The organism is Acidobacteriota bacterium, from assembly GCA_022562055.1.
In the GTDB taxonomy this organism is placed as follows: Bacteria; Actinomycetota; Acidimicrobiia; order Spongiisociales; family UBA5794; genus BMS3BBIN02.
This window is the reverse complement of the sequence record JADFQA010000019.1, coordinates 1-26,927: the sequence shown is the minus strand read 5'-3', so window position 1 is coordinate 26,927 and position 26,927 is coordinate 1. Positions and strand designations below refer to the sequence as shown.

Annotated in this window: 22 protein-coding genes and 1 tRNA gene; 12 read left to right on the top strand and 11 right to left on the bottom strand. The window is 58.6% G+C overall.

Annotated elements, in window-relative coordinates:
• Window positions 1-26: 26 nt before the first annotated feature.
• On the top strand, window positions 27-4,679 hold the full coding sequence (locus tag IIC71_08135) for a 2-oxoacid:acceptor oxidoreductase family protein (GenBank protein ID MCH7669153.1): 4,653 nt from the start codon (window positions 27-29) through the stop codon (window positions 4,677-4,679).
• A gap of 332 nt (window positions 4,680-5,011) precedes the next feature.
• Here IIC71_08135 and IIC71_08130 read toward each other — a convergent pair whose 3' ends face one another.
• Window positions 5,012-7,225 (bottom strand): MMPL family transporter, encoded by a 2,214-nt coding sequence (locus IIC71_08130; GenBank protein MCH7669152.1) that lies wholly within the window; start codon window positions 7,223-7,225, stop codon window positions 5,012-5,014.
• 108 nt (window positions 7,226-7,333) lie between these two features.
• Between IIC71_08130 and IIC71_08125 the strand changes: the two genes are divergently transcribed.
• Both IIC71_08125 and IIC71_08120 read left to right on the top strand, forming a co-directional pair.
• A complete protein-coding gene (locus tag IIC71_08125; GenBank protein MCH7669151.1) occupies window positions 7,334-7,999 on the top strand; it encodes a TetR/AcrR family transcriptional regulator C-terminal domain-containing protein in 666 nt (221 codons plus the stop codon).
• A 622-nt stretch (window positions 8,000-8,621) separates the two neighbouring features.
• Window positions 8,622-8,864: a PaaI family thioesterase gene (locus tag IIC71_08120; protein MCH7669150.1), complete on the top strand. Its 243-nt coding sequence runs from the start codon at window positions 8,622-8,624 to the stop codon at window positions 8,862-8,864.
• Between the two features lie 275 nt (window positions 8,865-9,139).
• Here the strand turns inward: IIC71_08120 and IIC71_08115 are convergent, their stop codons facing one another.
• From IIC71_08115 to IIC71_08100, 4 genes are all read right to left on the bottom strand, one after another.
• Window positions 9,140-9,415, bottom strand: coding sequence for a hypothetical protein (locus tag IIC71_08115; protein MCH7669149.1), 276 nt, complete (start codon window positions 9,413-9,415; stop codon window positions 9,140-9,142).
• A 657-nt stretch (window positions 9,416-10,072) separates the two neighbouring features.
• Window positions 10,073-11,116 (bottom strand): hypothetical protein, encoded by a 1,044-nt coding sequence (locus tag IIC71_08110; GenBank protein MCH7669148.1) that lies wholly within the window; start codon window positions 11,114-11,116, stop codon window positions 10,073-10,075.
• Window positions 11,117-11,215: 99 nt separating this feature from the next.
• Window positions 11,216-11,587: a PD40 domain-containing protein gene (locus tag IIC71_08105; GenBank protein MCH7669147.1), complete on the bottom strand. Its 372-nt coding sequence runs from the start codon at window positions 11,585-11,587 to the stop codon at window positions 11,216-11,218.
• Window positions 11,588-11,790: 203 nt separating this feature from the next.
• A complete protein-coding gene (locus tag IIC71_08100; GenBank protein MCH7669146.1) occupies window positions 11,791-12,207 on the bottom strand; it encodes an SBBP repeat-containing protein in 417 nt (138 codons plus the stop codon).
• A 344-nt stretch (window positions 12,208-12,551) separates the two neighbouring features.
• Here IIC71_08100 and IIC71_08095 point away from each other — a divergent pair, with 344 nt between their 5' ends.
• Both IIC71_08095 and IIC71_08090 read left to right on the top strand, forming a co-directional pair.
• Window positions 12,552-12,989, top strand: a complete 438-nt coding sequence (locus tag IIC71_08095; protein ID MCH7669145.1) for a sigma-70 family RNA polymerase sigma factor — start codon at window positions 12,552-12,554, stop codon at window positions 12,987-12,989.
• Window positions 12,982-14,739 (top strand): hypothetical protein, encoded by a 1,758-nt coding sequence (locus IIC71_08090; protein ID MCH7669144.1) that lies wholly within the window; start codon window positions 12,982-12,984, stop codon window positions 14,737-14,739. Before IIC71_08095 ends, IIC71_08090 begins: the two co-directional genes overlap by 8 nt.
• Before the next feature lie 52 nt (window positions 14,740-14,791).
• Here IIC71_08090 and IIC71_08085 read toward each other — a convergent pair whose 3' ends face one another.
• The 4 genes from IIC71_08085 to IIC71_08070 all read right to left on the bottom strand — a co-directional run bounded on the left by IIC71_08085 (window position 14,792) and on the right by IIC71_08070 (window position 16,671).
• Entirely contained in the window at window positions 14,792-14,995 is a 204-nt protein-coding gene (locus IIC71_08085) for a type II toxin-antitoxin system Phd/YefM family antitoxin (protein MCH7669143.1), read from the bottom strand.
• 249 nt (window positions 14,996-15,244) lie between these two features.
• On the bottom strand, window positions 15,245-15,916 hold the full coding sequence (locus tag IIC71_08080) for a hypothetical protein (GenBank protein ID MCH7669142.1): 672 nt from the start codon (window positions 15,914-15,916) through the stop codon (window positions 15,245-15,247).
• The gene (locus IIC71_08075) at window positions 15,909-16,367 is read right to left on the bottom strand and encodes a sigma-70 family RNA polymerase sigma factor (GenBank protein ID MCH7669141.1); all 459 of its coding nucleotides are present in this window, start codon (window positions 16,365-16,367) and stop codon (window positions 15,909-15,911) included. The genes IIC71_08080 and IIC71_08075 overlap by 8 nt, the downstream gene beginning before the upstream one ends.
• Window positions 16,321-16,671, bottom strand: coding sequence for a transposase (locus tag IIC71_08070; protein MCH7669140.1), 351 nt, complete (start codon window positions 16,669-16,671; stop codon window positions 16,321-16,323). Before IIC71_08070 ends, IIC71_08075 begins: the two co-directional genes overlap by 47 nt.
• A gap of 597 nt (window positions 16,672-17,268) precedes the next feature.
• Here IIC71_08070 and IIC71_08065 point away from each other — a divergent pair.
• The 3 genes from IIC71_08065 (at window position 17,269) to IIC71_08055 (ending at window position 22,945) form a co-directional block, all read left to right on the top strand.
• A complete protein-coding gene (locus IIC71_08065; protein MCH7669139.1) occupies window positions 17,269-17,766 on the top strand; it encodes a sigma-70 family RNA polymerase sigma factor in 498 nt (165 codons plus the stop codon).
• On the top strand, window positions 17,759-19,690 hold the full coding sequence (locus IIC71_08060) for a PASTA domain-containing protein (protein ID MCH7669138.1): 1,932 nt from the start codon (window positions 17,759-17,761) through the stop codon (window positions 19,688-19,690). Before IIC71_08065 ends, IIC71_08060 begins: the two co-directional genes overlap by 8 nt.
• 81 nt (window positions 19,691-19,771) lie before the next feature.
• The gene (locus tag IIC71_08055; GenBank protein MCH7669137.1) at window positions 19,772-22,945 is read left to right on the top strand and encodes a PQQ-binding-like beta-propeller repeat protein; all 3,174 of its coding nucleotides are present in this window, start codon (window positions 19,772-19,774) and stop codon (window positions 22,943-22,945) included.
• Window positions 22,946-23,095: 150 nt separating this feature from the next.
• On the opposite strand, the gene IIC71_08050 is transcribed toward IIC71_08055, so the two are convergent.
• Window positions 23,096-23,166, bottom strand: a tRNA-Ala gene (locus IIC71_08050).
• A 72-nt stretch (window positions 23,167-23,238) separates the two neighbouring features.
• On the opposite strand from IIC71_08050, the gene IIC71_08045 reads away from it, so the two are divergent.
• From IIC71_08045 to IIC71_08035, 3 genes are all read left to right on the top strand, one after another.
• Window positions 23,239-23,589, top strand: coding sequence for a hypothetical protein (locus IIC71_08045; GenBank protein MCH7669136.1), 351 nt, complete (start codon window positions 23,239-23,241; stop codon window positions 23,587-23,589).
• 145 nt (window positions 23,590-23,734) lie between these two features.
• Complete coding sequence (locus tag IIC71_08040) at window positions 23,735-24,325, top strand: hypothetical protein (GenBank protein MCH7669135.1); 591 nt, start codon at window positions 23,735-23,737, stop codon at window positions 24,323-24,325.
• A gap of 10 nt (window positions 24,326-24,335) precedes the next feature.
• Window positions 24,336-24,542, top strand: a complete 207-nt coding sequence (locus IIC71_08035; protein MCH7669134.1) for a hypothetical protein — start codon at window positions 24,336-24,338, stop codon at window positions 24,540-24,542.
• 241 nt (window positions 24,543-24,783) lie between these two features.
• On the opposite strand, the gene IIC71_08030 is transcribed toward IIC71_08035, so the two are convergent.
• Window positions 24,784-26,067, bottom strand: a complete 1,284-nt coding sequence (locus IIC71_08030; GenBank protein ID MCH7669133.1) for a hypothetical protein — start codon at window positions 26,065-26,067, stop codon at window positions 24,784-24,786.
• A 95-nt stretch (window positions 26,068-26,162) separates the two neighbouring features.
• Between IIC71_08030 and IIC71_08025 the strand changes: the two genes are divergently transcribed.
• The gene (locus IIC71_08025; GenBank protein MCH7669132.1) at window positions 26,163-26,318 is read left to right on the top strand and encodes a hypothetical protein; all 156 of its coding nucleotides are present in this window, start codon (window positions 26,163-26,165) and stop codon (window positions 26,316-26,318) included.
• Window positions 26,319-26,927: the final 609 nt, after the last annotated feature.

Sequence of the window (26,927 nt, the reverse complement as noted above, 5' to 3'; positions counted from 1 at the left end):
CGTCTGTCTTATGCAGGAGGTGCGTTGTGACAGAAGTTATCCCAAAGTATCCGGGTATTCGGATCACAACGAACGGCAACCAACTGGTCGCCTACCACACCGAGGCCCGCATCACTCAGGGGGGTGTGTTCTATCCGATCACGCCTTCGACGGAGATGGGCGAAAACTACCAGCTTGCGTATGCCGAGGGTGTGCTCGACGTTTTCGGAAATGCCAAGATCGCGATCGAAACAGAGGGCGAACATGCGGCCCAAGGTGGAGCGATTGCATACTCGATGACAGGCCACCGCACCGTCAACTTCACCTCGGGGCAGGGCATCGTGTACGGCCTCGAGCAGTACTACCACGCTCCTGGCAAGCTATCCACAATGGTGCTTGAGGTCGCCGCGAGAGCATTGACAAAGCATGCCCTCAACGTCCACTGCGGCCACGATGACATCTACGCCGCCCTCGATACCGGTTGGATCATGCTGTTCGCAAAGGACAGCCAGCAGGCCGCAGACCAGGCGCTCATCATCCGCAAGGTCACCGAATTGTCGCTGAACCCAGGCATCAACATCCAGGATGGCTTCCTCACGTCGCATCTCGAACGCACGTTTTACAAACACGAGGCCGACCTGATCCGCGAGTTCCTCGGCGCACATGACGACATCATTGAGACCCCGACCGCTGCTCAACGCGAGCTGTTCGGACCGACTCGACGGCGGGTTCCGCTGATGATGGACCTGACAAATCCGATGCTTCTCGGACCGGTGCAGAACCAGGAGCACTACATGAATGGGGTCGTTGCGCGGCGGAACAACTTCTCCGAGGACATCCTCCCGATGCTTGAAGCTGCGTACGACGAGTTCGAGACACTGACCGGGCGCAGTTATGGATTAGTGAGCAAGTACAAAACCGACGACGCCGATGTCGTGTTCGTCTCTCTGGGTTCGGCCGCGGAAAACATAGAAGCGGCGATCGACTACCTACGCGACAACGACAACGCCAAGGTCGGGTCGGTGCACCTCAATGTGCTGCGGCCATTCCCCGAGGCGGCGATCGCGGCTGCCCTTGCGGGTAAGAAGCACGTGATCATCCTCGAACGGGCCGACGACGCCCTCTCGGGCGACAACCAGCTAACCAGGGAGATCCGCGCAGTTCTCTCCAAAGCGCACGAAGTACACACCGCAGGGTACGAATCTGACATTGCTGGAATCGCTTCAAGCGACATGCCAGTCGTGCTGTCCGGTTCCTACGGCCTGGGGTCACGAGATTTTCGACCCGAAGCGATCATCGGAGCGTACGAGTACGCCACCGGGTCTATCTCACGCCAGGACGGCAAAACCGCCGCCGAAGGAGCGCTGTATTTCACGCTTGGTATAGATCACCCCTACGCCGTCGTCGCTGACAGGAAGCCATCGCTACTACCCGAGGGCTCGGTTGCGGTTCGGTTCCACTCAATCGGTGGATGGGGAATGATCACCACCGGCAAAAACCTTTCCGAGGTGATCGGTGCGATCGGCGAAGACCTGATCGCGAAGCACACCGAAACCGACGAATTTGGGCGACCCAAGGAAGTCATCCACGTATCGGCTAATCCAAAATACGGGTCTGAGAAAAAGGGTGCACCGACTTCGTACTTCCTCGTCGCGGCGCCTGAGCGCGTCCGAGTCAACTGCGACCTTCACCACGTTGACGTGGTGCTGTGCCCCGATCCGAAGATCTTCACCCACACCAATCCACTGCTCGGTATCAAGCCCGGCGGTACCTTCGTGTGGGAGTCCGACGAGGATCCAGAAATCGTCTGGCAGCGAATCCCCGCCAAATACCGACAAGAGATCATCGACAAGAAAGTCCGCATCGTCACCCTGCCCGGGTTCAAGATTGCCCGCGAGGCGACGGACCGCCCCGAACTCCAGCTGCGGATGCAGGGCAACGCGTTCCTTGGCGCGTTCTTTGCGGTGTCAGGGATGCTCGAAACCTACGGTGTGACACGAGAGCGTTACCGAGAGATCGTACGGGCCCAGTACGTTAAGAAGTTTGGGCGTTTCGGCGATGCCGTCGTCGAATCGAACATGGAGGTTATGACAAGGGGGGGCGAACTCATCACCGAGATTCCGTACGGACCGGTCGACGCTCCCGACGGTTCAAGCATGCGCTTGGGTGCGCTCGAGACTTGTGGATCCTGCACGGTGGATGTCCCCCTTGCGCAACCCGCGGCGGGCCAAGAGGTACGTATCCCCCTCTTGAGGCTGTCGACGTTCGACAAAGAGTTCAAGGCCGGGCTCGGCTACGACCAGCCTGCAACGCCACTGTCGTCCGTATCAATGATGGCAGCCGGTTCTGGCCGCACCGCCTCTAAGTACGTTGCTAGACGCGAGACCCCGGTGTGGATCGCGGAGAATTGCACAGCCTGCATGGATTGCATCGTTGCTTGCCCCGACACGGCGCTTCCCAACGTCGCGCAAGATTTCGATGTGGTCTTTGAGCGCGCCGCCAACGGGTACATCCTCGACAGAGGTGAGCGGGCCAAGATGGTTGCTGCGCTCCCTGACCTTGAAGATCGTGTTCGCGGTGCAATGAAGGAAATCGTGCTCGAAAAAGGGAAAGTCCCCTTCGTCGACATCATGCGCGACGAGGTCGCACAGATCGACACGGTCTCAGAGACATCCCGGTCCGAATTCATGGAGTTGTTCGAGCGGGTTCCGTTCGCATACACAAAGACGTCCCACTTATTTCGATCAAAGGAACGGTCCGAGCCGGGCTCCGGCGGATTGTTTTCAATCATGGTGTCGGACCTGTGCAAGGGCTGCGGCGAGTGTGTGTTCGAATGCCCTTGGGAGGCTCTCGAGATGGCCGCCGAAACCCCGCGCCTCAACGCCGACCATGTCTCGGGAACGAACTTCCTCGATCTGCTGCCCGATACGCCAAAGAAATATCTTGGCCGGTTCGATCCGAATGACGCCGCAGCCTCCAGCGCGGCGCATCTCAAGAATCACCTCATGGTGCGCACAAACTACGAGGCGTTGGTGTCAGGCGACGGAGCCTGCGCGGGATGTGGCGAGAAAAGCGTGCTGCGTGCAATAGCATCGCTCACCGAGGCATACATGCGTCCGTTGTATCACGCCAAGGCCGACAGGCTAGACGCGAAGGCTGACGAACTCACGAGCGACGGAAGGACGATGCTCGATGCCATCCGGACAGCAGACGAACCCAACTATCTCAGACTTAAACGACTGATCGCACACTCGTTGATGGGACTTGGTGGCGAGACCGAGGAGGACACCGACCAGCGGCTCTCGGATCGGGGCCCGCTCACGGACGAGGAGGTCCTCGATGCGCTGACAACCGCAATGCGCCAGGATGCATTCAACCATCGCGACCTCCAGGCGCTCGACGGAACCATTCCCAACGGCATGTCGGTGATGGCGATGGGAGCTCACACCGGATGCAACACCGTGTACGGCTCGACCCCTCCGAACAACCCCCACCCCTACCCGTGGATGAACTCGCTGTTCCAGGACGGCGCCACCGTGACCTGGTTGCTCGGCGAGAGCTTCATTGCCGACCACGCACGAAGGTCTGTAGTCCCCGAACGCATCGCGGACCTCATCAGCAGCTGCAAGGGTGTCACAGAGGGAGAGTTCTTCGTCATGACCCACATGACCGACACCTTGATGACCGACCGAGAGGTGCGCGAGCTACCGAAGGCGTGGGCGATCGGCGGAGATGGCGGCATGGGCGACATTGGATACCAGAACGTCTCCAAGGTGGTCCTCCAGAACCGGCCAAACGTCAAGATGCTCCTCCTCGACACCCAAGTGTATTCGAACACCGGCGGTCAAAACTCTGACTCGTCACCGATGCCCGGTGGTGGTGACATGAACTCGTTTGGGGCTGCCACCGAGGGCAAGCTGACCGAGAAGAAGGGTGTTGCCGAGTCTTTCATTTCTGGCCATGGGTCGGCGTACGTTGCGCAGATCTCTCTCGCTAACACGGCACAGTTCTACAAGGCGCTGATCGAGGCCCTCGACTATCGGGGAACCGCATTCATCCAGTCATACACCTCGTGTCAGCCCGAGCACGGTGTCGCCGACGACGTCTCAACGTTCCAGGCCGGCCTTGTCCGTGACGCCCGCTCGATGCCTCAATTCGTGTTGAATCCTCAGCTTGGCGAAACCTACCAGGAAACGCTCAACATCTCCGGCAACCCGAATCGAGACCGCGATTGGGCCGAGATCACCTCAAAGCAGACGAAACGTACCTTCAAATACACGGTGGCGCATTTCGCTGCGACCGAGGCTCGGTTCCGTCGTCATCTGCGACCCGTGAAAGACGTCGAGGGCCTTGTACACATCGACGACATGCTGCTTTTGATCCGTCAGAACGATGTCGTCCAGCGCAGTGTGTTCGACCCGACACATCGCTCGTACGTGCCAGACTTCGGTGTCTACATCGAGACAGAGGACACCGCGGGGAACGTCAAGACGCTCGCGATTTCACGTCAGCTTGTGCTGTTTGCGGTTGAACGCCGCAAGTCGTGGAGGATGCTCCAGTCAAAGGCCGGCGTCACCAACATCGACTATCTGGCCCAAAAGCAAGCGCTGGCATCATTCGAAGAAGACGATGTCGCAATGGAGAACCGCTTCGAAGAAATCCGCGACCGCGTAGAAAAAGCACTCGTCGACCTCGCGTGATGCCGACGCCTCGCCCTCGCCGGATCACCGACGCGTCGGGACACGAACCACCTAGTACTAAGCCAACAGCGGCTGTCGCTCGCGCATCGTCGGTTAGCCGGCCGGCGGGACGAGGATGAAACCGGCCTGCGTCATGACGTCGAGTCGATCGAAATAGGCGTGTGCTGCAACGAGCTCGCCATTTTGAACCTTGAAACTGGCGGCAAGCTGAACGCGAGTGCGCCATCCGTGCGGCGGGCGCCGTGTCGCTGGGTGAGGTTGGATCAACGTCTACCGAGGAGGCCAGGCCGCAACGGGTGCGTCTGGCCCCCTCGATTTAGATAGTTAACGGTCTAGACAGAGACCAGCTCAGACTCCGACTCGACCTCGGTTGGGAGCGGATCGGGTGTGCCCTCGATGGCGACGTTCGGAATCCACTCCAACCACGACGGGAGGTACCAGTTCTTGTCACCGAGGAGCCTCATCGCCGCCGGTACGAGAATCGTCCTCACCACCGTGGCGTCCATGAGAACCGCGACAGCTAGGCCGAAGCCCATCTGCTGGAGGCCTGCAAGACGACCGGCAGCGAAGCCACCGAACACGCCAAGCATGATCAACGCTGCGCCGGTAATCAGCGAACCTGTCGTTCTTAACCCGTAGGCAACTGATTCAGCGTTGTCACCGGTAACGTCGAAGTGCTCCTTGATCCGAGATAGCAAGAACACGTGGTAATCCATCGACAGACCGAACAGAATCGAGAACATGAACAGCGGTATGAACGCCTCGATGACCTCAACTTGTTGGAACCCAAACGATGACGAAATGCTCTTGATCCACGCTGGGCCAACCCCAGCCTGGAAGAACAACACCACCATGCCGTAGGCGGCACCCACACTCAGCAGGTTCATCACGATGGCCTTTGCGGGGATGACGAGCGACCGGAAGGCCACCGTCAACAGTATGAAACTCAATCCCAACACGAAGACAAACACGATCGGCGTGTAGGTCGCGGTCTGAATCAAGAAGTCGACAGAGAACGCGGTCCGTCCGCCGACAAACACCTCGGTACCGGACGCCAGAGCTGCGGGTACGACATCGCTACGAATTTCGCGAACCAGGTCGAGCGAAGCGTTTGAGTTGATATCGCCAAGCAGCGGCACCGACAGAATGGATAGATTGTCCGTTGCAGCCGGATCGATGAACGAAGGACCAAATCGACCGTCAGCCGAGAGGTCCGCCTGAATAGCCGCGATGGTCGCGTCAACTCCCGAGCCGCGGACAACGATCTCAACTGGAGACGTGAGACCCGCACTGAATTCGCGGTCGAGAATCTCAAACGCCTGCTTAGAGGGGATATCGTCTGGCATGGTGCTCACACCTGAGAACCCGGTGTCCATGGAGAAAAACGCCGCTCCAGCGATCAACAAGATGCCCACGGAGCTGACGAGTGCAACGATCGGCCGGCCCATGACGAAGCGGGTAATCCGATTCCAGAACCTGCCCTCATCGGCACCGACAAAACGACGAACGCGCAGCAAGTTGATGCGGTCACCCAAAAGCGAAAGCACGGCCGGCAGCAACGTCATTGAAGCGCCAACAGCAACGAGTACGACAAGGATCGCACCGAGCCCAATCGAACGGAACACCGAGTTTGGCAGCAGCACCATGCCAAACAGGGCGAGCACCACCGTGAGACCGGAGAAGAACACCGCTCGTGTTGCTGTCCCACCGGCCCGCGCGATTGCATCGACTTTTGCGAGTCCCCTCGCCCGCTCCTCCCGGTAACGCGAGACGATAAACAGCGAGTAGTCGATGCCGACTGCGAGACCGATCATCGTGATGATGTTCACGATAAAGAAACTCAGCTCGAGAAACTGACCGAGCAGGGCGGAAAGGCCGACGGCGATCGCAATCGCAACGATGCCAAGAATCAGAGGGATAACCCCAGAGACAACGGTACCAAATACGATTACGAGGACGACCAACGCAACCCCGATGCCGATCGATTCACCCTTCGCGAGATCCTCTTCAGCCATCGTGGTGAAGTCATTGTCGAGAGTCAACTGCCCGGCCATGAGCGTCGTGAATCCGGCGGGGTTGGCGATTTCCGCGACAACATCTTTAACGAACTCGGCACTCTCACCGGCTTCTGCGCGCCCGTCACCTGCAACGAAGACTGGCAGCAGGGCCGTGCGGCCCGACTCCGAAACGGGTCCATCTTCGGTGACGAACGAGCCGACCCCGCTAACCACTTCGGGACCCAGTGCGATCACTGCATTCTGCACCGTGGTCACGTGGGCAACGTAGTCGGGGTCACCCGCTGAGGCGGTGTCGCTGGTGATAACAATGAACTCGACAAAAGCGGACTCTCCCCGCAGTTCCTCTACCAAGTCTTTCGCCTGCTCAGACTCGGGGTTGTCGGTGAGTCTGAAGTCTGTTGTCAACGCGTCAGCGAGAAGCTGCGAGGAAAGGAACCCGGCGAGCAGCAGCATGCCTATCCAGATTCCCACTGTCTTCCACGGTTTGAGTGCACTCGCTCTTGCGAGTTTTTCGGGTCCCAATGCCATGCGGTTTTTCTCCTTGAAAAAATACACCCGTACGTGTACGATGTAAGTGTACGGTGTATGTTAACACGTACACCGTAAGTCTTGTCAAGCCCCTGATCAAGGTTTTTCATGAAACATGATGAAGATATAGACGCTGGACGCGCCCCCCTATCGCGTCAACTCATCATCGACGCGGCCGTGTCCTTTGCCGACACCAGCGGTCTTGAAGTGCTCTCAATGCGCAAACTCGGTGCCGAACTCGGCGTGGAGGCAATGTCCCTCTACAACCACATTGAGAACAAGGAGGACATTCTCAATGGCATGGTTGACTACGTTTTTCGATCGATCTCTCTACCGGTGGGCGACCTCGAATGGAAAGAGGAGCTTCGCCAGTTGGCCACGTCATTGATGGATTGTTTTACGGCGCACTCTTGGATGCTTTCACTCAAGTCCGCCCACACCCACATGGGGCCCGGGATGTTGGTTTTTCTCGAACGATTGCTGACGATTCTCGACGACGCCGGTTTCAACGACGAAGACGCTCATCACGCGCTACAGATGCTCGGGTCGCACGCTTCGGGATACGCCTTCCAGCAAGCTTCTTCTCTAGAGACGTCAGAAACACAGGAAGTAGATGTTGAATCTATGTTGGCTCAACTAGGCGACGAATTCCCGAATGTGACTCGCATGGCACCGTACCTGGCAGAATGCGACTTCAACACCGAATATGCATTCGGGTTAGACATCATCATCGACGGACTCGCGGCCCGATTGGATGCAAGCCGAGCCGGATGACACAGCGGCCCGAACGTCCCATAGCAGTGTCGGTTACGACCGCCGAATTCGCCTACCGAAGATAGCAATGACTGAAAGGCAGGGCGCGGAAATGACGACAGTAATAAGAGCGGAAAACAGTATGCCAAGGCAGACAGTTAGAACCACCTGATCACCCGGCCCGACGGAAGGGTCGCGAGACGAGATAGCCCGCCGAGTTCGGATGTCGTCAGCCCGATGATGCACTGGTTGACGATATACGGCTACCAGCGTACCATTCCAGCAATGCGTTAGGGCAACGTACCTCATTCGTAGCCATCACTGTCGACACTTCTTCTTCGCTGGCGGAGCGCGCGAAAGGCTGAGCTGCCACGACGCGAGAATGAGCGGTGACTACGAAAAACATGCGGACCCGATCCCATGAGTGGCTCGAACCCACAGGACTCGCTGATCGGACGAGATTGCTGTCAGGCCAGGAGTACCTGAAAGCGTGGTCCAACGGTGAACTGGTACCACCCATAGCGGCGACGCTCGGTTTCACTCTTCAAGACTTCGGGGAAGGACATGTCGAGATCAGCTTGACGCCGGAAGAGTTTCACTACAATCCCTATGGGACGGTGCACGGCGGGTTAGCAGCGACCTACTGGATACAGCGACCGGTTGCGCCGTCCAATCGACACTGCCTGCGGGGACGGGATACGCAACGCTGAGTCTCGCAATCAACTACATACGACCGCTGACGATTACAACTGGCGCGGTTCGTTGTATCGGAAAGATCGTCTCGGTTGGGAGACGTGTCGCGGTATCCGAGGCCGACATTGTTGACGATTCGGGACGCGTAATGGCTCATGCTGTAGCAACTTGCATTCTCATCAACCCAGACTGAAGTTCGGACGCGCATCCAGACCCTTCGCGGGCAGTCGAGAGAGGCAAGGGAGGCACAAGGTACCGTGCCTGGTGGTGATTTACGGATCCCGGGAACTCTGCCTGGCCGTTTGTTGGACGTGACGCTCGCTGCGATTCGCCATTGCTCGTCTATGGAACCGTCGACGGCGTCCCCCGTATCCTCACGCATTCGCGTATGTCGGCAACAGTAGATACGGATGAGAGAACGACGCGCCGTACGATTCACCAAAGCCGCGTCGTTTCTCACCTTTCGCTCTAAGCTTCCGGACTCTCTTCGTGTCTATCCGAACTGTCCGACGCGTCATGCGGTACATCGCCCGACCTTCGAGGTATCCGCCGTTTCAGAGTCCTAATAATTGCCTGAAAACCGCTCAGGGGAACGGCCGCGAAGCCCGCACCAACAATCCTCGCAATGGCATACACGACAAGGACCTTTGCGACTCTGGCGGTCTTGATGATTGCTGTCCCCGTCACTGGTAGCTGGGCTCTCTTGGATATATGCGCACCGGGATCACAAGAGGTCGCGCCCATCCGCTTAGTGTCCACGCGACCACAACAAAGTTCTTCCCAAGAAGTACTTTCTGTCCGCTGGACAAGCGGTTCCATCCCGAGCCACGCTCCGACACCCGCAACTCGATGAACGCCGCGAACGAGTTGTACCAAGTTCTGCGCTGTGCTCGCGCCGGGCGTGCGTGAGGCAGGGCCGCATCACAGGTTCTCGGATGGCAACGTGCCGGTGTTCGAGGCGTTCGATCAGCTGCACATCACGAGGGTCCAAAACAGGTTGATATTGGGGTGGAAAATGTGCGCACCCGCGTGCGGCTTGTGGCCTCGAGGCATGGCTCGGTGGATTGCAGCGTTTCTGACGGTGGCCGCCATTTCGTTATTTGAACTCCATTCTGGAGCGCAGAACCGTTGAGCTAGAAGAGAAAACAGGCGACCTAGAAAAGCCATTGGTCGCACAATATGAGTGGATTCGATTCTTCAACCACGCTTGGAAGCCTCAGAAGGTGATGGAATGGGGATCATCCTGTTGGTGGATGTCATCGTCTGCAACAACGAACCACTTACGGAACATACTCCGGAATAGCCACGGAGCCAGAGTGCCGACGGCCCAAAGCGTCGCGAATGTCAGTCTTTGCTTGTTGGACTTCTTCATAGGAGTAGTCGAGGAAGAGTGGGAGGTAGTCAAGCGGGCGAACCGCAAGCAAATGGGTTCAAGCGGTGAAGCTTCTGCACGTACCGAGCAGTGTCTCCATTCCGCTGCCAATTCCAGAAGACCACATCCTCAGTAACAATTCCACGCTGCAGTGCGAGCATCCGTGTCGCATAGACTCCTCGACCGCTAGCTCCTGTGTATTGCCAAATCTCAACGGCGAGCGACTCTTGGACCAACTCCAGATCGAAATAGGTAGAAGCAACATCAACCAAAGCTTTAGCTGTGGCGAACCATGACCCTGCATGCGACACGGTCAGGGAAAGAAACTCGCTTATCGTCGCCGGTGCCGTATTGCAAACCAACATGAGGTTTCCGGCGTACAACTCAGTGGTTGTGGTTCCCGTACCACCGTCGCCTGTCGCATCGAAAGTTGCCTCAACCACCCCGGCCGGAATGAGGACCGGAAGCTTCGTTTCAAAGTGCCCGAACGGATCGGTGTTGCCAAGAAAGATGGGTCCTTCGAGGTATTCGCCAGTCATCACAACTGGCACGCCCGCAACGCTCTCCGGGTTGCCGCTAACCGTCACAACGACGTTCACAAAGGCCTCTGATGCCGGATCGTCATCGAGAAGAGGCCCACTTGAAAAAGCTTTCACTTCGAAACGAGTGCAAGGCCCCTCGACGTCTATTGACAAAACGTCGACATTGTTGGCGCTGTTCAGATCATCAGCCGCCACTACAGAAGCCCCAAAGTTGAACCGCGTGTTCGAATCGAAGCAAGGCAAGGTAATCCCAAATGCTGCCCCAACAAAAGCACCTTCGACAATTTCCCCGAGCAGGCAGTCAACAAGATTGCCGATCACCGAGCAGCTGCCCTGCGTGGCTGACGGCTGATTAGTGATCTCGAACGCCGCAGGCACTAGAACGAGGAGGCGCGCCGTGACGAGGCTACCTTGGCCCACATTCGTGACGTCAACTGCGAAGTCTGCCGACTCAGTTTCAAAAAGTGAATCTGGAGCAATGCTCCTGTCGAACTCGACGGCGAGATCCTGGAAGCAACCCGCGTCGTCCACCGGTAGCCCGACACCCGTGCCCGGACAATCATCGGCCGTATCCGAAACGCCGTCGGCGTCGCTATCTGCAGTCGAGACGGCGGGGAACCATTCGAAAAATTAGATTCTGCCTGCATCAGCGCCAACCACACGCCGCGAGGCCCGCGAAGAGATCTCGTACGCCCAGAGCTCACCGCCTCGCCAATGTGCGATCTCTGCCCCGTCGGGAGACCACGAAGGAAACTGGAAATCTGAACCAGTGTCGTTCGTCAGGGGCGCTCTCTTATCGGTTCCATCCGGATTCATTGTGAATAATGATCCGGCTGAATCATCCGCACGGCTCATGTACACGATCCTCGAACCGTTAGGTGACCAATCAGGCTGAACCTCCAGGGCGGGATCATCTGTCAGTTGAATCGCTGATCCACTCTGAACGTCAAGCAAGAATATATCGCCAAACTGATTGAACGAAGTCGAGTAGATAATGCTCAAGCCATCAGGAGACCAGGAGAGGTATCTCGCTCTCCGAGGAGCGTCGTGGATTTCCCGCAAATTGGAACCGTCCGTCCCCACCAGCCAAATATCGAAGTCATTGCTAAAGATCGCAATGCTGGACCCATCGGGCGACCATTGCGGAAACCAACCCCCGAAACTACCAGTCGTCAGGTAACGCCCATTTGACCCGTCTACGTCCATCACCCATAAGTCGCAAGTGGACAAGCTGCTGCAACCATTAAGAGCGATCCGAAGCCCGTCCGATGACATGCTCGCCGTGATTGGTTGTACCACGGATCCGTCGGATTTAGCCGTCGCCGATTCGCACCATCGGAACTTACGAGATCCAAGTAATACTGCGCCCCAATTTGGACAGAAACCGCGATTGGCCCATTCGAACCCGGGAAGGAAGCCTGGACGGACAGTGAGCCGATCGTGCCGGTCAAGTCGAAGGTGGCCGGGCTAGGGTCGAAATCTGCAGTCTGGGAAGACCGGCCAGTCGTGTAGACGTTTCCAGAAGTATCAACCGCCACTCCCGCTCCCTCGTCAACGTTGGAACCACCCGTGCGGGCCGCCCATGCCAATTGAGGTAACTCTTGGACGATCACAGTAGTCACGGGAGTGTTTGCAGCCAGCAAGACCACCACTACAGAAAGGAGAATCCCTCCATCGCGTACCGCGGACTGTCTCCGCAAAGCGATGTCCTCCCGTCTCGGTCTCTTGTATCTCTAAACCCTCGTCAGCGGATTTATGATGACAACCGATGTCATGTTTGCGATTAGGTCATCATAATGCCGTCTCAGGCGGTTTCATTGGGTGACGAGGAGGTTCGACGACATGGCTGGCTCGGTGCGTGACCGAAACGCGATATTGGGGTTTGATTCGTGTCATCACCCAGGCGTTCTATTTGGTTTACTTGTTGTGAGAGATCGGGTGGGCTTTGGCCGCTTCGGAGTTTGAGGTGTTCGTGCGCGATGCGGAGCAACGGCTGTCTTTCGCCTTCGCTGCCGCGTATGGACCGGAGCTCGGTCGGGAAGCAACAGCCGAGTCCGTCGCGTACGCGTGGGAGCACTGGGATCGGTTGTCCGCTATGTCGAATCCTGTGGGATACCTCTATCGGGTCGGTCAGTCTCGGGTGCGTCTGCATCGCCGACATAGAACCCGGGTCGCCCCGGACGCACCAATCGACCGGGAACCGTGGGTCGAGCCCGGGCTCCCCGCCGCCTTGGCAGCCTTGTCGCAGCGTCAGCGGTTGGCGGTCGTGCTGGTTGAGGGTTTCGAATGGACGCAAGACGAAGTCGCGCAGTTGACCGGGATTTCACGGTCGTCGATTCAGAAGCATCTCAGTCGGGGACTGGCGAGTTTACGACAAGAGTTGGGAGTCGAGTCTGATGTCTGATCTTGGATTCCAGATCCGCAGCTACTACGAGGACGTGGTCGAGCGCGTCGATCCAATGACGCCACCAAGTCCGTCCGTATCGGAGCCGACGTATCGTCCACTGTTGGTTCTTGCCGCTACCGCGCTCTTCGTTCTGGTTGGAATCGGCCTGGCACCGTTCCTCGCTCGGTGGGTAGGAATAGAGCCTGCCGTGGAAAAAACAACAACAACAACAACGATCGCGCCACCATCGACGACGATCGCGGCTGAAGAAATCTCTCCCGCGACCACGGTGGTGGTCGAGGATGTGCCGCGCGCTGTGTTCAAGAATCCGCTGCTGGTTCCGTTCTTTGAACTGCCCGCGTGTGGTGCCCACGATCTCCTTGCAGAATGGGCGGTCGCGCGGATGAGCGCGTTCGCCGACCTCGGGGCGTGGACTTCGGTGACGGTCGAAGATGTCGCGTTGGTGATCCCGGTCTACCGCGACGACGCGATTGCATGTCTCGATGCGGTTCAGTTCCCGAGCGGAGCGATGGCATGGGCGGGCCTCAACGCTACGGGGAATCTCGTCGCCAGGGCCGTTACCCGCAACGCAGACGGCGGCATTCTAGACTACGTGGACTACGACGCCCTCCAAGCATCCGGTGGCGAATATCACCAGGACACGATCGGTTCAGGTCAGAACCTCACAGGCTGGGTGATCGATGGAGGGATCGAAGCGAGCGTGAGAACCGGCGGACGGCGCCGCCACTTCATCATGGAACTGCCCGGGTATGAACTCCCCGCGCCTGACCCGCAATACCTGCAGGCTGCCGCACCCATGCTCCAAAAACTGACCGTGAACCGCATAGAGACCCGTGCCGGTGCGATCTACCTTGGGATGACGATCCCCGAGGGATTCGTTCAATGTGTCGTGTCTCTTGCTGTGGCCGTTGTTCCAGGCTTCGATGCCCTCGAGCAGCCGGTTCGCGGTTCCGCTGCGACCTTCTGCAACCTCGAAGGAGACACCTTCAGGATCGTCGGCTGGAACACACAGGACGACCATCCCGAACCGCCGCCAGAAGTCATGCCCCCTGACATGCCACCTGTACTGCCAGCAGGCCAAGACGTGTCGCTCGGTGGCGGCTTGACCTACCGTGCATGGGGAGATTCCGACCGCGGAGTGACACGTTGGTATGCCGCCGTTGAGGTTCCGTACATTGCCTTATGGATGCTCATAGAAGCGGCACCGAACATGACGCTCGATGATGTCACGGCCCTGCTGGCATCCTCTCCCTGGCTCGACCCGACTCTCGTTAGCCCCGCAGATGGCAACAACGAGCTGCGCGACGTGTACAGCGTCGAATGGATCACGAATATCCTCGAAGCGATCGGAGCCACGAACATTGTCGAGGAACCTCAGCGTCGTTCACCTTCGAGCACGCAGGATTCAGGGCCTCCACCAATCGATGTCACGTTTGACCACGAAAGTATGGAACCGTGGCACGGAACCATCTACGCATGGGTTTATGAGGGCGACAGTCCTAGCCCCGTCTTCGCAACCGTCGGCTCTGGACTCGACCACGACTCAGTCGAAGTCGACGGCGTCACGTTGAGTTATGGAATCGGACCAGACGGATGGGCGATGCTGGCAACAGCCAACTGCGGCGGAATCAGCATCACTATGAACATCCAAGGCGACCGTTCGAACACTCAGGCACCACTGCCACAGTTCGACCACGACCCCGTCAGAGAACTCGCCGCCCGATTCATCCGGATCGCGAACTGCTAGATACGATCAACGACGGCCGTGATTGCGCCTGGATGTGCAACGTCTGCAAGAGCTAGCGCCGCAGCGATGCCATGGGGTCGTCGTCCTCGACAATGGTGAGCGTCTCTTCCAGAGATTCAAGATCGTCGGGACTCACAAGAACAAACGCAGGACGCCCGTTGCGAGTTACCAAGATCCGTTCGTGCTGTCGCTCCACCCGGTCTGCAAATTCCGATAGATGCGCCTCAACTTCGGAGAATGGAATTGTGTCGTCCATCCAGAAAGTATGGTCAAGAGATCGACCTAGGCAAGCGTCGCCCGACGTTTTCGTCGTCAGGGCGGACTCCTTTGTCCACAATCGGACGGGACGGGGAGACAGGCTGGCGGAGATGTGGAGACCCAGCAGCGACTCGGCGATTCCCTCAAGGCAGAAAACCCTTGGCGGCAGCGCAGAATACGTTCCGCGGCTGCTGGGTCGCAAGTGTGGCCCGCCTTTGCCTACCCCGAGGCTGAGGGCGGATCACTCCTACGACCTGTGCTCGATGTCGATGCGGGCGACTCTGTCGCCGTTTGCGTCAAACGCTTCTACGACCCACGAAGATGTGTCTGGTCGCGGAACGATCAACCATATCCCGTCGACGGGTTGATCCGTGAGGGTATGCCCGAAAACGTCGGTCGCGGTGACTCGAGTGATCGTCGGATCAGAGCTACCCGTCAAGAGAACCCTCATTGTTTCACCATCTCGGACCCCTCCGGAACCCCCGCCGAAGAACGGCCCCACGGGACGCTCGCCACAATCACCGATCGAGCCTTCGAAGACTCCCCGAATCGTCAGTTCGAAGTCGACGCAGCTATAACCGTCGGTCGTTCCGTATCCAATCACGGTCCACGTCGCACCGTCGACTGTGATGCTACGTCCCAAGCTCTCGGTACCCTGCTCAAGCTCTCGGCCCTCGGACTGAAGAATCACCGAACGGTCTAGATAAGACACCGTCGCGATCGCAATACCAGTCAATACAAGGAGCGCGCCTCCCACGATGACAGCGAGACGAACCAGTCTTCGCCCACGCCCTTCGCCAGCTCCCGCGGCGATTCGACGGCGAATTCTCCGCGCGGATGCACTGCTCGAGCCAGGAGGCTCACTGCCAAGAGCCGGATCGAGTTCGCGCAACAAATCGAAAACATCGGGATCAGACATTGGGGATACCTCCTTCTGGGGCGGTGCGCAACCTCGTCGGCGACTCCTTCTGGACGAGCCGATCCTGCAACCGCTGTCTTGCCCGGTACACGCGGGATTTGGTCGTCTTGACTGGGATATCGAGCACGACGGCGATCTCGGCGTGCGATAGCTGATCGAGCGCGGCAAGGACGAGCAGTTCTTGGTCAGCGTCGGAAAACTGTGTCATCGCCGTAAACACCTTGTCGAGCTCGAGCACGTGTATGGCATCGTCTGCCGGGCCGTCGAGCCGTATCGGCAGAGCAAGAGCACCGGCACGTTCCGCGGTGTTCTCGTTACGCCTCGACCGTTTTCGCTTGTTGGCCAACACGCGCCGCGCAACCGAGTACAGCCATGCGGTCGGATAATCTGCCGCCAACACCACATCAAATCGACGCCAGGCGACCAAGACGGAACCGGGCCAACGTGGCATGATCCGGCTGCTGGTTCGCGGCAATCACCCGGAACGCGACATCGTCACAGAGACGTTGCTCAATACGGCGGCTCGATCGTTCCCCCACACAGTACGCATACAACAAGATGCCAAGCATGACTTCCGGGTCGTACGAAGCACCGCCCCGACCGTCGATCCGCAGCGACCAATAGAACCCCGACAGATCCAACTCGGCGACCACATCAACAATGAACCACGCCAAATGATCCGAAGGCAACCAGTCAGACAACGACGGTGGCATCAACAACAACTGATCCCGCTCAACAGTACGTAAATTCACCATGACACCATGGTCCCGCGCGGCACACCAAAACGCGAGAACCACGCACATTCATGCGACAGCCCCGAGTGCAAGGGTTTCCGTGGCACGCCCGGAGGGACTCGAACCCCCAACCTTCTGATCCGTAATCAGACTCCGAAATCGCCGACGCGGAGCACAGAATCGATGCTCAACCAAGAACGCCACTCAAACCGGGTATGGCGTCTGTTCGGCGGATAGAGCCTGACACACCGAAACCACAGCTATTGCTGAGGTTTCTTCGCCTCTCTCTTCGTGGACCTGACGGGACACTATTTGAACTCCATTCTCGACCGAAGAACCGTTGACCTACAAGAGAAAACGGTCGAACTCGAAGCGCTGTGTGTCGCACAACATGAGTAGATCACGCCACAGTCGGGCCTGTGGCGCAAGGCCTTCCGATCACCCACTCGACCCAATCCCCCGAGCTGGCGAGGGTCGCAAAACCAACGCTGATGGGCTAGTCCGCCTCCCTCACGATGACAGCGTGCCGTTGCATGAAATCTTGGTTCTAGTAAGGCCCGTCAGATCACCCGATTCGTAAGATCAGCATCTAGATTTGAGCGTTGTCATCATCCGTGCGTGTTCGATGGTTTACTTGTTGTGAGACCCGGGTGGTATATGACGGTTAGCGAGTTCGAGACGTTTGTAGTGGGCGCCGAGCGCCGTCTGTCTTTCGCCTTTGCTGCTGCATACGGACCAGAGCTTGGTCGGGAAGCTACTGCAGAAGCAGTTGCGTATGCGTGGGAACATTGGGAACGCATTTCTGACATGTCGAACCCCGTTGGATATCTGTTTCGTGTTGGGCAATCGAAGGTGCGTCGCTATCGACGTCAAAGACCTCCAATTGCTCCAGAGGTCTCGACAGCAAGCGAGCACTGGGTCGAGCCGAAACTTCCGGCGGCATTGGCGTCGTTGTCGCGGAACCAACGGGTGGCTGTGGTGTTGGTTGAAGGGTTTGGCTGGACCCAGAGTGAGGTTGCGGAATTGACTGGTGTGTCGCGTTCTTCGGTGCAGAAACATGTACAGCGCGGTCTCGTAAAGCTGCGTGATGGTTTGGGGGTGGTCTCAGATGTCTGATCTCGGTATACAGCTTCGTGTCTACTACGAAGATGTTGTAGAGCGTGTCGATCCAACCGTTCGACCTGCCGTTGCGGTCGATGGTCGTTCATATCCTGCAGCACTAGTTCTCGCGGTGGCGCTCGTCTTCGTGGCTGTCGCGATCGGGTTCGTACCGTTCCTGGTGCGGTGGGTGGCTGACGATCCGGTGGTGGATGAGCCGACGACGGTGACAACGTTGCCGGTCGGACCGATCGTCTCGACAACGATCGGGGTTCTGCCACCACCTGATGGCACGGCGTTTGGTGCCCTTCCGGGGTTGAGTGTCGATTTGACTCAGATCGTTGCCGCGTCGTGGGGCTATGTGGCGGTTGGGTTTGATCCAGAATCCGGCCGCGCATCGACGTGGTTTTCTACCGATGCCGCGTTGTGGGTTCCAACAGCTATCACCGCTGAGACAGGGACCGTTTGGAATATCTCGTCGATGACGAGCTGGAATGGCCAGATACTCGCAATCGGTGTGATCCGTGAGGAAGATTCCGAGGAGCCCACAGTCATGGTGTTCACGACTTCGAATGGACTGGACTGGGATTCGATATCTTTCGACGTGGTCGAGGTATCGGAGGTCATGGCTGCCGTCGACGGTGAGCTCGTCCTGATCGGTTTCTCGCAGCAGGGTCACGGGATCCCGACCAGCACACGGATCCACCGATCCACTGATGGTGTTACGTGGTCGACCATCGAGATTCCCCCCGACCTAATTCGCGACGGTCAACGCTTCCTATACGCGTTCGACGCTTCTGATGGCGCGATCGGTCTCACAGGTATGGACAACCGAAACGCGCTCATCACGCTGGTGCTCGATACCGACGGCGAGTGGGCTCGAATCGAGCAGGATCTTGGATGGGACTTCGACCTCCGTGACATTGCTGAGGGACCTGACGGGGTGGTCGCAACGGGAACACAATCGGTCGACCGCATCGACCCCGGCATCTCAAGGGAGGGCGCCATATTGCTGTGGACGCCTGACGGATGGGAGGAGACCGTGACTCTCGGGACTCTCCAACTCTCGGGCATCACGTACGACGGACACCGATACGTAGCGGTCGGTACAGACGGGGATCGCCTACCAGGCATCTGGGAATCATCCGACGGGGTCAGCGACTGGGCAAGGATCGTAGGTGGACCTGACACCCTCACCGAAACGATGCCTGACCTCATCGGCAAGCCATGGCGATCCATCGAGGCGGTGTGGCGCCTTCGCGGCTCATATCAGGTCGACTTCGTCGAACGACCAGCGACACAGGGTGACGGGGGCACGATCGTCTCCACCGATCCTAAACCGGGAGACCCGTTGACGTTCGAACAGCACGTAGAGGTTGTCGTGACACACGTCGAAATAGCCAGTTCAGGAGCGGCACCGTGGTCCAATCCGCCGCTCGACAAGGGCCTGGTTCCCAGAGAACTGGTTCTCGGCTGGTCTGATCCCGAACACCAGGTGTGTCCTGCCCTAGGACTTGTCGATCAAGACGATGACGCGGTGCCGCGCCTCGGCGGATTCGGAAGCACCGTGTCATATGACAACCCGGACGGCCCAGGGTCCCGAGGCGACAGCAGTCCCTGCACGGACTGCGGGCGTTCGGCGTACGGCGTCCCGCTCGGAAGCATATTCTCGATCGACCAGGGCTTCCCTGACTGGGCACAATGGCCTGCATACCGATTCGACTGGGATGACGGGAGCTTTGCGATCATCCCCAGACCCTCGACCACCGGCCCGTACAACGACATCGACCCAGAGACAGGCGAAAGCACTCTGCCACAATCCACCGCTCAGGTGTGGCTCAACAACGACTGCAGCTACCGAGTGTGGTCCTGGCTGGGCCTCGATCACCTTATCAGTCTCGTTGAAGACCTCCGGTTCGTTGAGGGATTGGCTCCTCCGTGATCCGTGCGACGCGATCGTCGACGATCAGGTCCCGACTGTCACGCGTCGTGGAGCGCCTTCGGGAGAGGTTCCGGTGATGAGATGACCAAGGGCGACTCTCTAGTTGGCAAATTGCAGCCAGCCAGCAAGCTGGCTGGAGTCGTCGTCGCGGTTGGGGTCGCTGTAGCCGTCACACTCTTAGTCCTCTCAGATCGAGCCGGGCCATCCACTGTCGATGTTCCAAGCGTGAGTCCCGAATTCACCGCTGAACGCTTCCTAACGGCATGGGAAGGCTCTGACTGGGCGACGATCTCGGGTCTCGTATCGGCTTCAGAGTCGCAGGTTGACGACACGCTTAGGGAATGGTGGAAGGAGCTCCATGTCATGGGTGTCCGTTTCACCCTTGGTGCTCCTCAGATCAACGGAGCAAACGCCCAGGTGCCCTTCCACGCTGTCGTCGAGATCGAAGACGTCGGCACGTGGGAGTATGACTCCAGGGTCAGCCTTACCTTGAGCGACGACAATGACTGGGCCGTTGTCTGGGATGAGCAGGTCATGCACCCAGCCCTCGGCGCTGGAGATCGGCTCGATCTCATCAGTACATGGCCGCAGCGCGGCCTGATCACTGACACCGATGGTCGGCCACTGACCAGATCGATTCCGCGGGTCACGATTGGGCTGGTCCCGGAACGGATCGTTTCTCGAGAGGATGTTGTCAACGCGTTCGAGGAGCTGCTCGATGTGTCGGGCGATGTCATCGACGGTGTCCTTGACAGGCCCGGCGTTCAACCCGACTGGTTCCTGCCGGTGACCACCATTGGCCGTGAGGACTATGTAGAGGTTCGGCCCGGTCTGTTTCCGGTCCCGGGAGTGACATTCCGACTGGAGCCGACACGGGTACCTGTTCAGCCGGGAGGGGCTGCCCTACTGCTCGGCACGACCGGTGAAGTTACCGCTGAGTCATTGGCCGCCCTTGGAAGCCCGTATGCGCCAGGTTCAGTAGTGGGCGTATCTGGTCTCGAATCCTCCTTCGAACGTGAACTCGCTGGAACACCCACGAGACGGATCGTTCGACGTGGCGCTGACGGTTCAATCGAAACGATCAAGGCATTCCAAGGAACACCTGCGTCCGACGTGAGAACAACGTTGTCGTTTGACGTACAACGGGCAGCTGAGAAAGCACTTAACGGCATCGCTCTTCCGGCATCGATCGTTGCCATCGACATCAACACAGGAGAGATCCGCGCAGCAGCGAGTACCCCCGCGGACGGATTCAGGCGGACAACAAACGGGCTATACCCGCCGGCATCCACGTTCAAGATCATCGTGGCAGCCGCCCTTCTCGAGGACGGCCTGGAGCCTGACACGCTCGTTTCCTGCCCACGTTCGGTCAACGTCTCGGGAAAGGAATTCGGCAACGCCGCATCGCTGCCGTCGTCGATGACATTCGAAGATGCGTTCGCCCAGTCATGCAACACCGCATTCATCCAACTAGCGGCAGATCTCGGACCCGAAGCCATCGCCCAGATGGCTTACAAGTTCGGCTTCGGCGACCACATCGAAATAGGGATACGGGCTGCAGACTCCTTCTTCGAGGTTTCCACCGACCCCGTTGAGAACGCGGCATCGTCCATTGGACAGGGAAAGGTCCTCGCAAGTCCGCTCAACCTTGCAATCGTCGCGGCAACCGCTGCGTCCGGAGTGCGGCACCCACCGACACTGGTTTCGGGGTCCGATACCGAACCCACCGAGGTTCTCGACCCAGATGTGGTCGAAAGCTTGCGAATGATGATGAAAGCCGTCGTCGATCACGGCACCGGTCAAGCCGCCAGGGTTGGCGGGCTGGATGTTGCAGGCAAGACCGGAACTGCACAGATAGCGACGGCGGATGGCCTGGGGACGGTGGCGTGGTTCGTTGGGTTCTCCGGCGATCTCGCGTTCGCAATCAATGTTGAAGGCGGCGCCTCCGGCGGCGCCACGTCGGGCCCCATCGCAGCCGCGTTCCTCACGGCCCTCACCGAACCCGATCGTTCGCTGGTTACCGAATGTGTAGCTGCTGGCTCAGACTGGACCACGTTTCAAGGTGATATGACCCGATCTGGATGTTCACGAGCTGATCCGATCCTCACGCCAACCATATTGTGGCGAGCCAATGTCGGCATATCGGGATGGTTGAACAGTCCGATCATCACAAACGGTCTCGTCGTCGTCGGAAGCGCAGGTGACCGGCGCGGTATTGGTGATGCCGCAGATGGCGTGTACGCGCTAGATCTGAGAACCGGCCAAGTACGGTGGCACTTTGGTGCTTCCAACGATGTGAATGGTGTCGCCGCGAGCGGTGACTTGATCGTTGCGACAGGTGACGAAGGGACCGTGTGGGGTATCGATCTCACAACCGGCCGACAGATCTGGAGCTTCCGCGTCGGTTCGCCGGTATTCACAAACCCACTCATCGTCGAGAACCTTGTGATCGTCGGAGACGGATCCGGTGTCCTGTGGGGTCTCAACGTCGACGGGACGGAACGATGGCATGCACAATTCGATGGAGCGATAAGAGGCGGTGCCGCATCGGACGGGACGATGGTGTACGCGGTCAGTGACCATGGCGACGCCGCTGCCTTCACTCTTGACGGGTTCCCGATGTGGCGAACACAGATCGAACTCACACGCAGAGATCCGACCCGCCCCGAAGGCGACATCACGGATCCCGTCACCGTGTACGCGACACCCACCGTTGCAGATGACAAACTGATCGTTTCATACGCCATCGACGGAGGCTCAGGGAATCCATCGCTCATCGCACTCGATCGATACGTCGGCACGATCGACTGGTGGGGCTCGGATTCCAACCAACCAAGTGACTTCGCCAACCTGCGAAATTCACCCGCCAGATACAGAGACACACTCATCATCGCGAGCTCGCTCTCACACGGCGTCCAAGGAATCAACACGACCACCGGTAGGGCAACCTGGGCAACTCAGACCGGAGTCTCATGCGAGAAACAATGGGCATCAGCCATCGTCGTGGGTGACCTCGTCATACTCCCCCGCCCAGACGGATCCGTACAAGCCTTCGATGCCATCAACGGCCAAACCAGGTGGCGAATCGTCCCGGCAGGATCAAGCGAGATCGCACCGAAAGCCAACTGTACCGGCAACGGAAAACAGATCCACGACGCCTTCGAGCTACACGCATCCATAGCAGTCGCCCCCAATGGCACCCTCATCGTCGCATCCACCTCCCACCAGATCTACGCCATTGGCGACAGACGATGACAACGACCCAATCAGCAGCTCAGGCGGATTGTCTGATCCCAGCATCATCGAAGCTCTGCCAATAGTCCTTCGGCCTCAGGCCGAAGGACTATTTCGGTTGTTCTAGTAAGAACCGTCAAGACCACCTGACGGGACGCTATTCGAATTTTGTGGAGCTGAGGGGATTTGAACCCCTGACCCCTTGCATGCCATGCAAGTGCTCTGCCGGCCTGAGCTACAGCAGTTCTCACATGCGACACTATCACGCCGATCCGGGAGTTCAATGAGTGCCCAATCTGATACGAAGAAGTTCGATGGGGCTTGCTGAGGCTGACTACGACCGCATGGCCTGTGAGTTGGCAGTTAGGTTCGGAGCGCCACCAACCGCGAACGATGTTTGCTGGTCGCTTGCCAATGAGCGCGGGATTCAGCTTGGTGATCCGCGATCCAGTGGCTACGAGATCGAGCAGGTCTACCGGCCGATGGCTCAGCAGCTCCACGAAGAAGACAGGTCGCACGATGACTTACTGCGGCGAGCACACCAAGCGCGACTGACGTATGAATGGGCGAAGATCGAGAGCATTGAGGGGCGGTATGCATCGGAGTGGCGGGCTGAGGTCATGGGCAACGCTTGCTGCGATGCGGCTATCGCCGGAGGGGTGTGAGCGTGGCTGGTGCAATTGCGGTTGGATGAACGCACCTCCAGCCTGAGCGCCGCTCTCAGTTGATGATGCTCCGTTTCACGAGGGGTCGCTTCTGAGATCAGGGCAAAAGACGATGATCACGTAGGATCGGGTCACGGAGGTTGAGATGGGCGATGGTCACGAGCAAACAGCACTAGAGCGATTCCTGCTGAGGGAGGATCACGAGTTCCCGTGGACTGAGGCGTTGGCAAGGTCTCGGTGGAAGCCGCGGGTGTGGTGGTCGTTGCAGGTGGTGAGGGTCGTGCTTGTGGTCATCGTCTTAGTGTTGATCGGATGGGGGATCAAGGCTTTAGCTAACCGGCAGGAAGCAGCGGAGGCTTCTGAAGTCATTGCTCTGACTGCAGTGCTGGTGACAGGTGTAGGTGCTGTGTTCACGGTGGCAGCAAATGCATGGCTTGGCAGGAATCGACTTGATCACGAGGAGCGGATGCAGCAGGTAGATCTGGCGGAGGATCGCCGGAGAGAGGGCCTCGATGCTGCGGTGAGGGCCTACACGCTTGCGGCAGAGGTCAAGCAGAAATCCGACTTCCGCAGCATCAAGCGCTGGGCAGACGCTGGAATGCAGTCGATGGACTCGGAAGCGGATCGTGCGGTACATGAGTCGAAGGCTGCTCTGGAGATGGTGCGAGTCTTGGGGTGGGAGGAGGTTCGGAACCCTAGGCGACCCTCCTCCATTGATCGGATCGGGCGGCGTTGAGAGAGAAGCGGTGTCTGTCCTCGTTGAGGTTCGGAGGCATGGGAAGGGGCATGCCTACGGAACAAGTGTCGACGCCCGCATTGAGGTGTTCATCCCACGCGGGGCTTCGACGACAGTGGTCGACGGTCGCTACCTCGTCTCCCTTGCTGGTGCCGGCCGGGATCCCGACTCGGCGTTCGTAGCGCACCTCGCATCAACTCGACTGCCCGGTTCCTAGAAACTACTGAAGGCGGCCAAAGAGCCGCCTTCAGGGTTAGACAGGCCCATACGTCCTGTGCTGATCTACATCAATAGCAACTCACGCCAGGGGTACATATGTCAAGTTCCTTTTGATCCTCCCACGCGTCGACGAGTCGACCTCCAGCATGCGCATTGGTCCAGAGTGGCTGCTGACCTGAGATCCGTCTTCTGCGTCATTGATATTGTTGTCGGCGATGGTGGTTCAGTCGGACGCTCAATCAGACGGCGGTCCGTATCGATTCCACGATAAGGTCGAGAACGAGGTCGATTCCGGACCAATCCTGCCCACCGACTGCTCCCGCGTTCCTCTCGGCGAGTTTCACTTTCGCGCGAAACGCGTCTTGGATGGCAGATTTCTCGGCCACCTCACCCTGATACGCCCCCACGCCCCGCAAGTAGCCGCGCCACTCGATCGGCCGAAGTGCGCCGTTCTTGATCAGAACGTCGGTGCCAAGGAAGAGTTCGATCGACGCCGCGAGCCCATTTACATCCATATGGTGCTCCCCCTGTGGCCCCAGCGTGGGGTAGTCCGCTGCAAGCGGGAGGAACGGAAGGTGGCGAACCACGAGATTTGGCGGCAGAGACTCCACGTCAAGGGAACGAACAACATCGCGAGCAGCAGAGTCGTTGTCAAAAAGAGCGACAACACGATTCGGAATCCCTGCAGAGGCAAAGGCCCGAACTGTCTGTCGAAGGGCCGCTGCACCGCCCTCGGGTCGAAAGCCGAAGTCGGGGAAGCGGATGAAGTCGGCAAGGTGCGGTCGCCGGACTCTCAGGGCGGACGTCAGAACTTCGACGTCGAACGATCCTTCGGCGAGGACGATCGGAAGAAGACCACCTCGGCTTGCGTAGGCGACGAAGTCGTTGGCGACGGACCGAGGGTCGACTGAGGGATCGAGCCAACCGCCTTCGATCAAGTCGTCCAGGTCGAGCGTGATCTGTTCGTCGCCGGGAAGCGCCTCGAGGAGGGCTCGGAGTCGGTACCGGGGGTCGTGGCCATCCCATAGGGACATCAGCCAGCTTGCTGAACCAGGCTCGTCCCGGGCACTGATGAATCGGGCTGCGACTTGGCCGGCCTGCAAACCAGAGCGAAGTTGTGCAACCCAGGTCGGCCAGTCGAGTGCCTTCAGCGCGACGAGTTCGCGTTGCCTCGCCGCTTCGGTTTCCCCCGAGTCGTCTACGAATCGCGCTGCAAATCTGTCAAGCAATTCGATGCGGTCCGCGGCTAATCGCTCCAGCTCGCGTGCGACGGTGTCGGTGTCAACGCCCGTAACATCCAAGCGGTCGCGCAGAACTCCGGCACTGGCCCGAAATCCTGTAACCAAGGCCTCGTCTGGCGATCCGTCGGGGTCGTTGTGTCGCGTGAGGTCGTACGCCGCGTCGCCCTCGAGTTCGATCCAGTCATCTCTCGTGAAGATGATGAAGAAAAGCCCGTCAACGCCATCCCCGAACGAGCAGACGGGACGTCCGTCGCTCAGATAGGCGGTCGCGTAGCTGCTCATTCCCACAGTCCTGTCGATGTCTGTCAGGGAGAGGCTAGGGCAAAGAACTCGTTGGGGCTCATCGACGGTGTAGGAAACCGGCGTTCCGTCTCTTGATGAGCGTGGTGTACATGAACATGGTCGCGAATGCGGCGGTGAGAGACCTCCAGGATCAGGAGAACGACGCTGAGGAGGTCAAGAGCGATGTAAAGAAGGTGCATCGTCAGCTCCCCAAATCGTTGCGCACATATCGGGAAGCAATCAACAAGTAGCGGTTCACGAGATGACGACTTTTCAAATGGAAATGATCACGAAGCTCATCACGGCGGTCATACAGACGAACCATTGACAATACGGGGGACAGCTTCACGGGCGAACACGCCTCCAAGGCGTTGACGGAGAAGACATACTTCAGATGTGCATGTGTCCCACTCATGGAGAGCGGTAGTCAGGTATCAGGGAGAGGAATCGCGGTGGCTGGTCACGAGAACCCGTCTCTCAGACACCATAGACACCGTACGGGGCGCTCTTGACACCACGCAAGGCAGAAAAGGGGGGAGGGCAGACAGAGCGCCGGATCACGAGAACCGCTCTTGACAGATGACTTGACTACCGTCAAGGAACCCAAGGGGCGCAAGGGGCTTGTCGCTCACGCAAACCTCGGTATGTCAAACACAAGGCGTCACGGCTGTCGTCGGGTGAACTCCGGCCAGATCTAGGTGCGATCGCGGTAGGTTCCGACAATATCTGACACCAAAAGAAGTAGTCGCCCGAAGCCTGCATCATGCTGAGCCTCCCACCCATGCGAAGGATCGTGTCGTTCACGCTGTTGGGGAACGAGAAAGGTCCGCACCTTCAAGTCGACACGGAGTTGCCTCGTT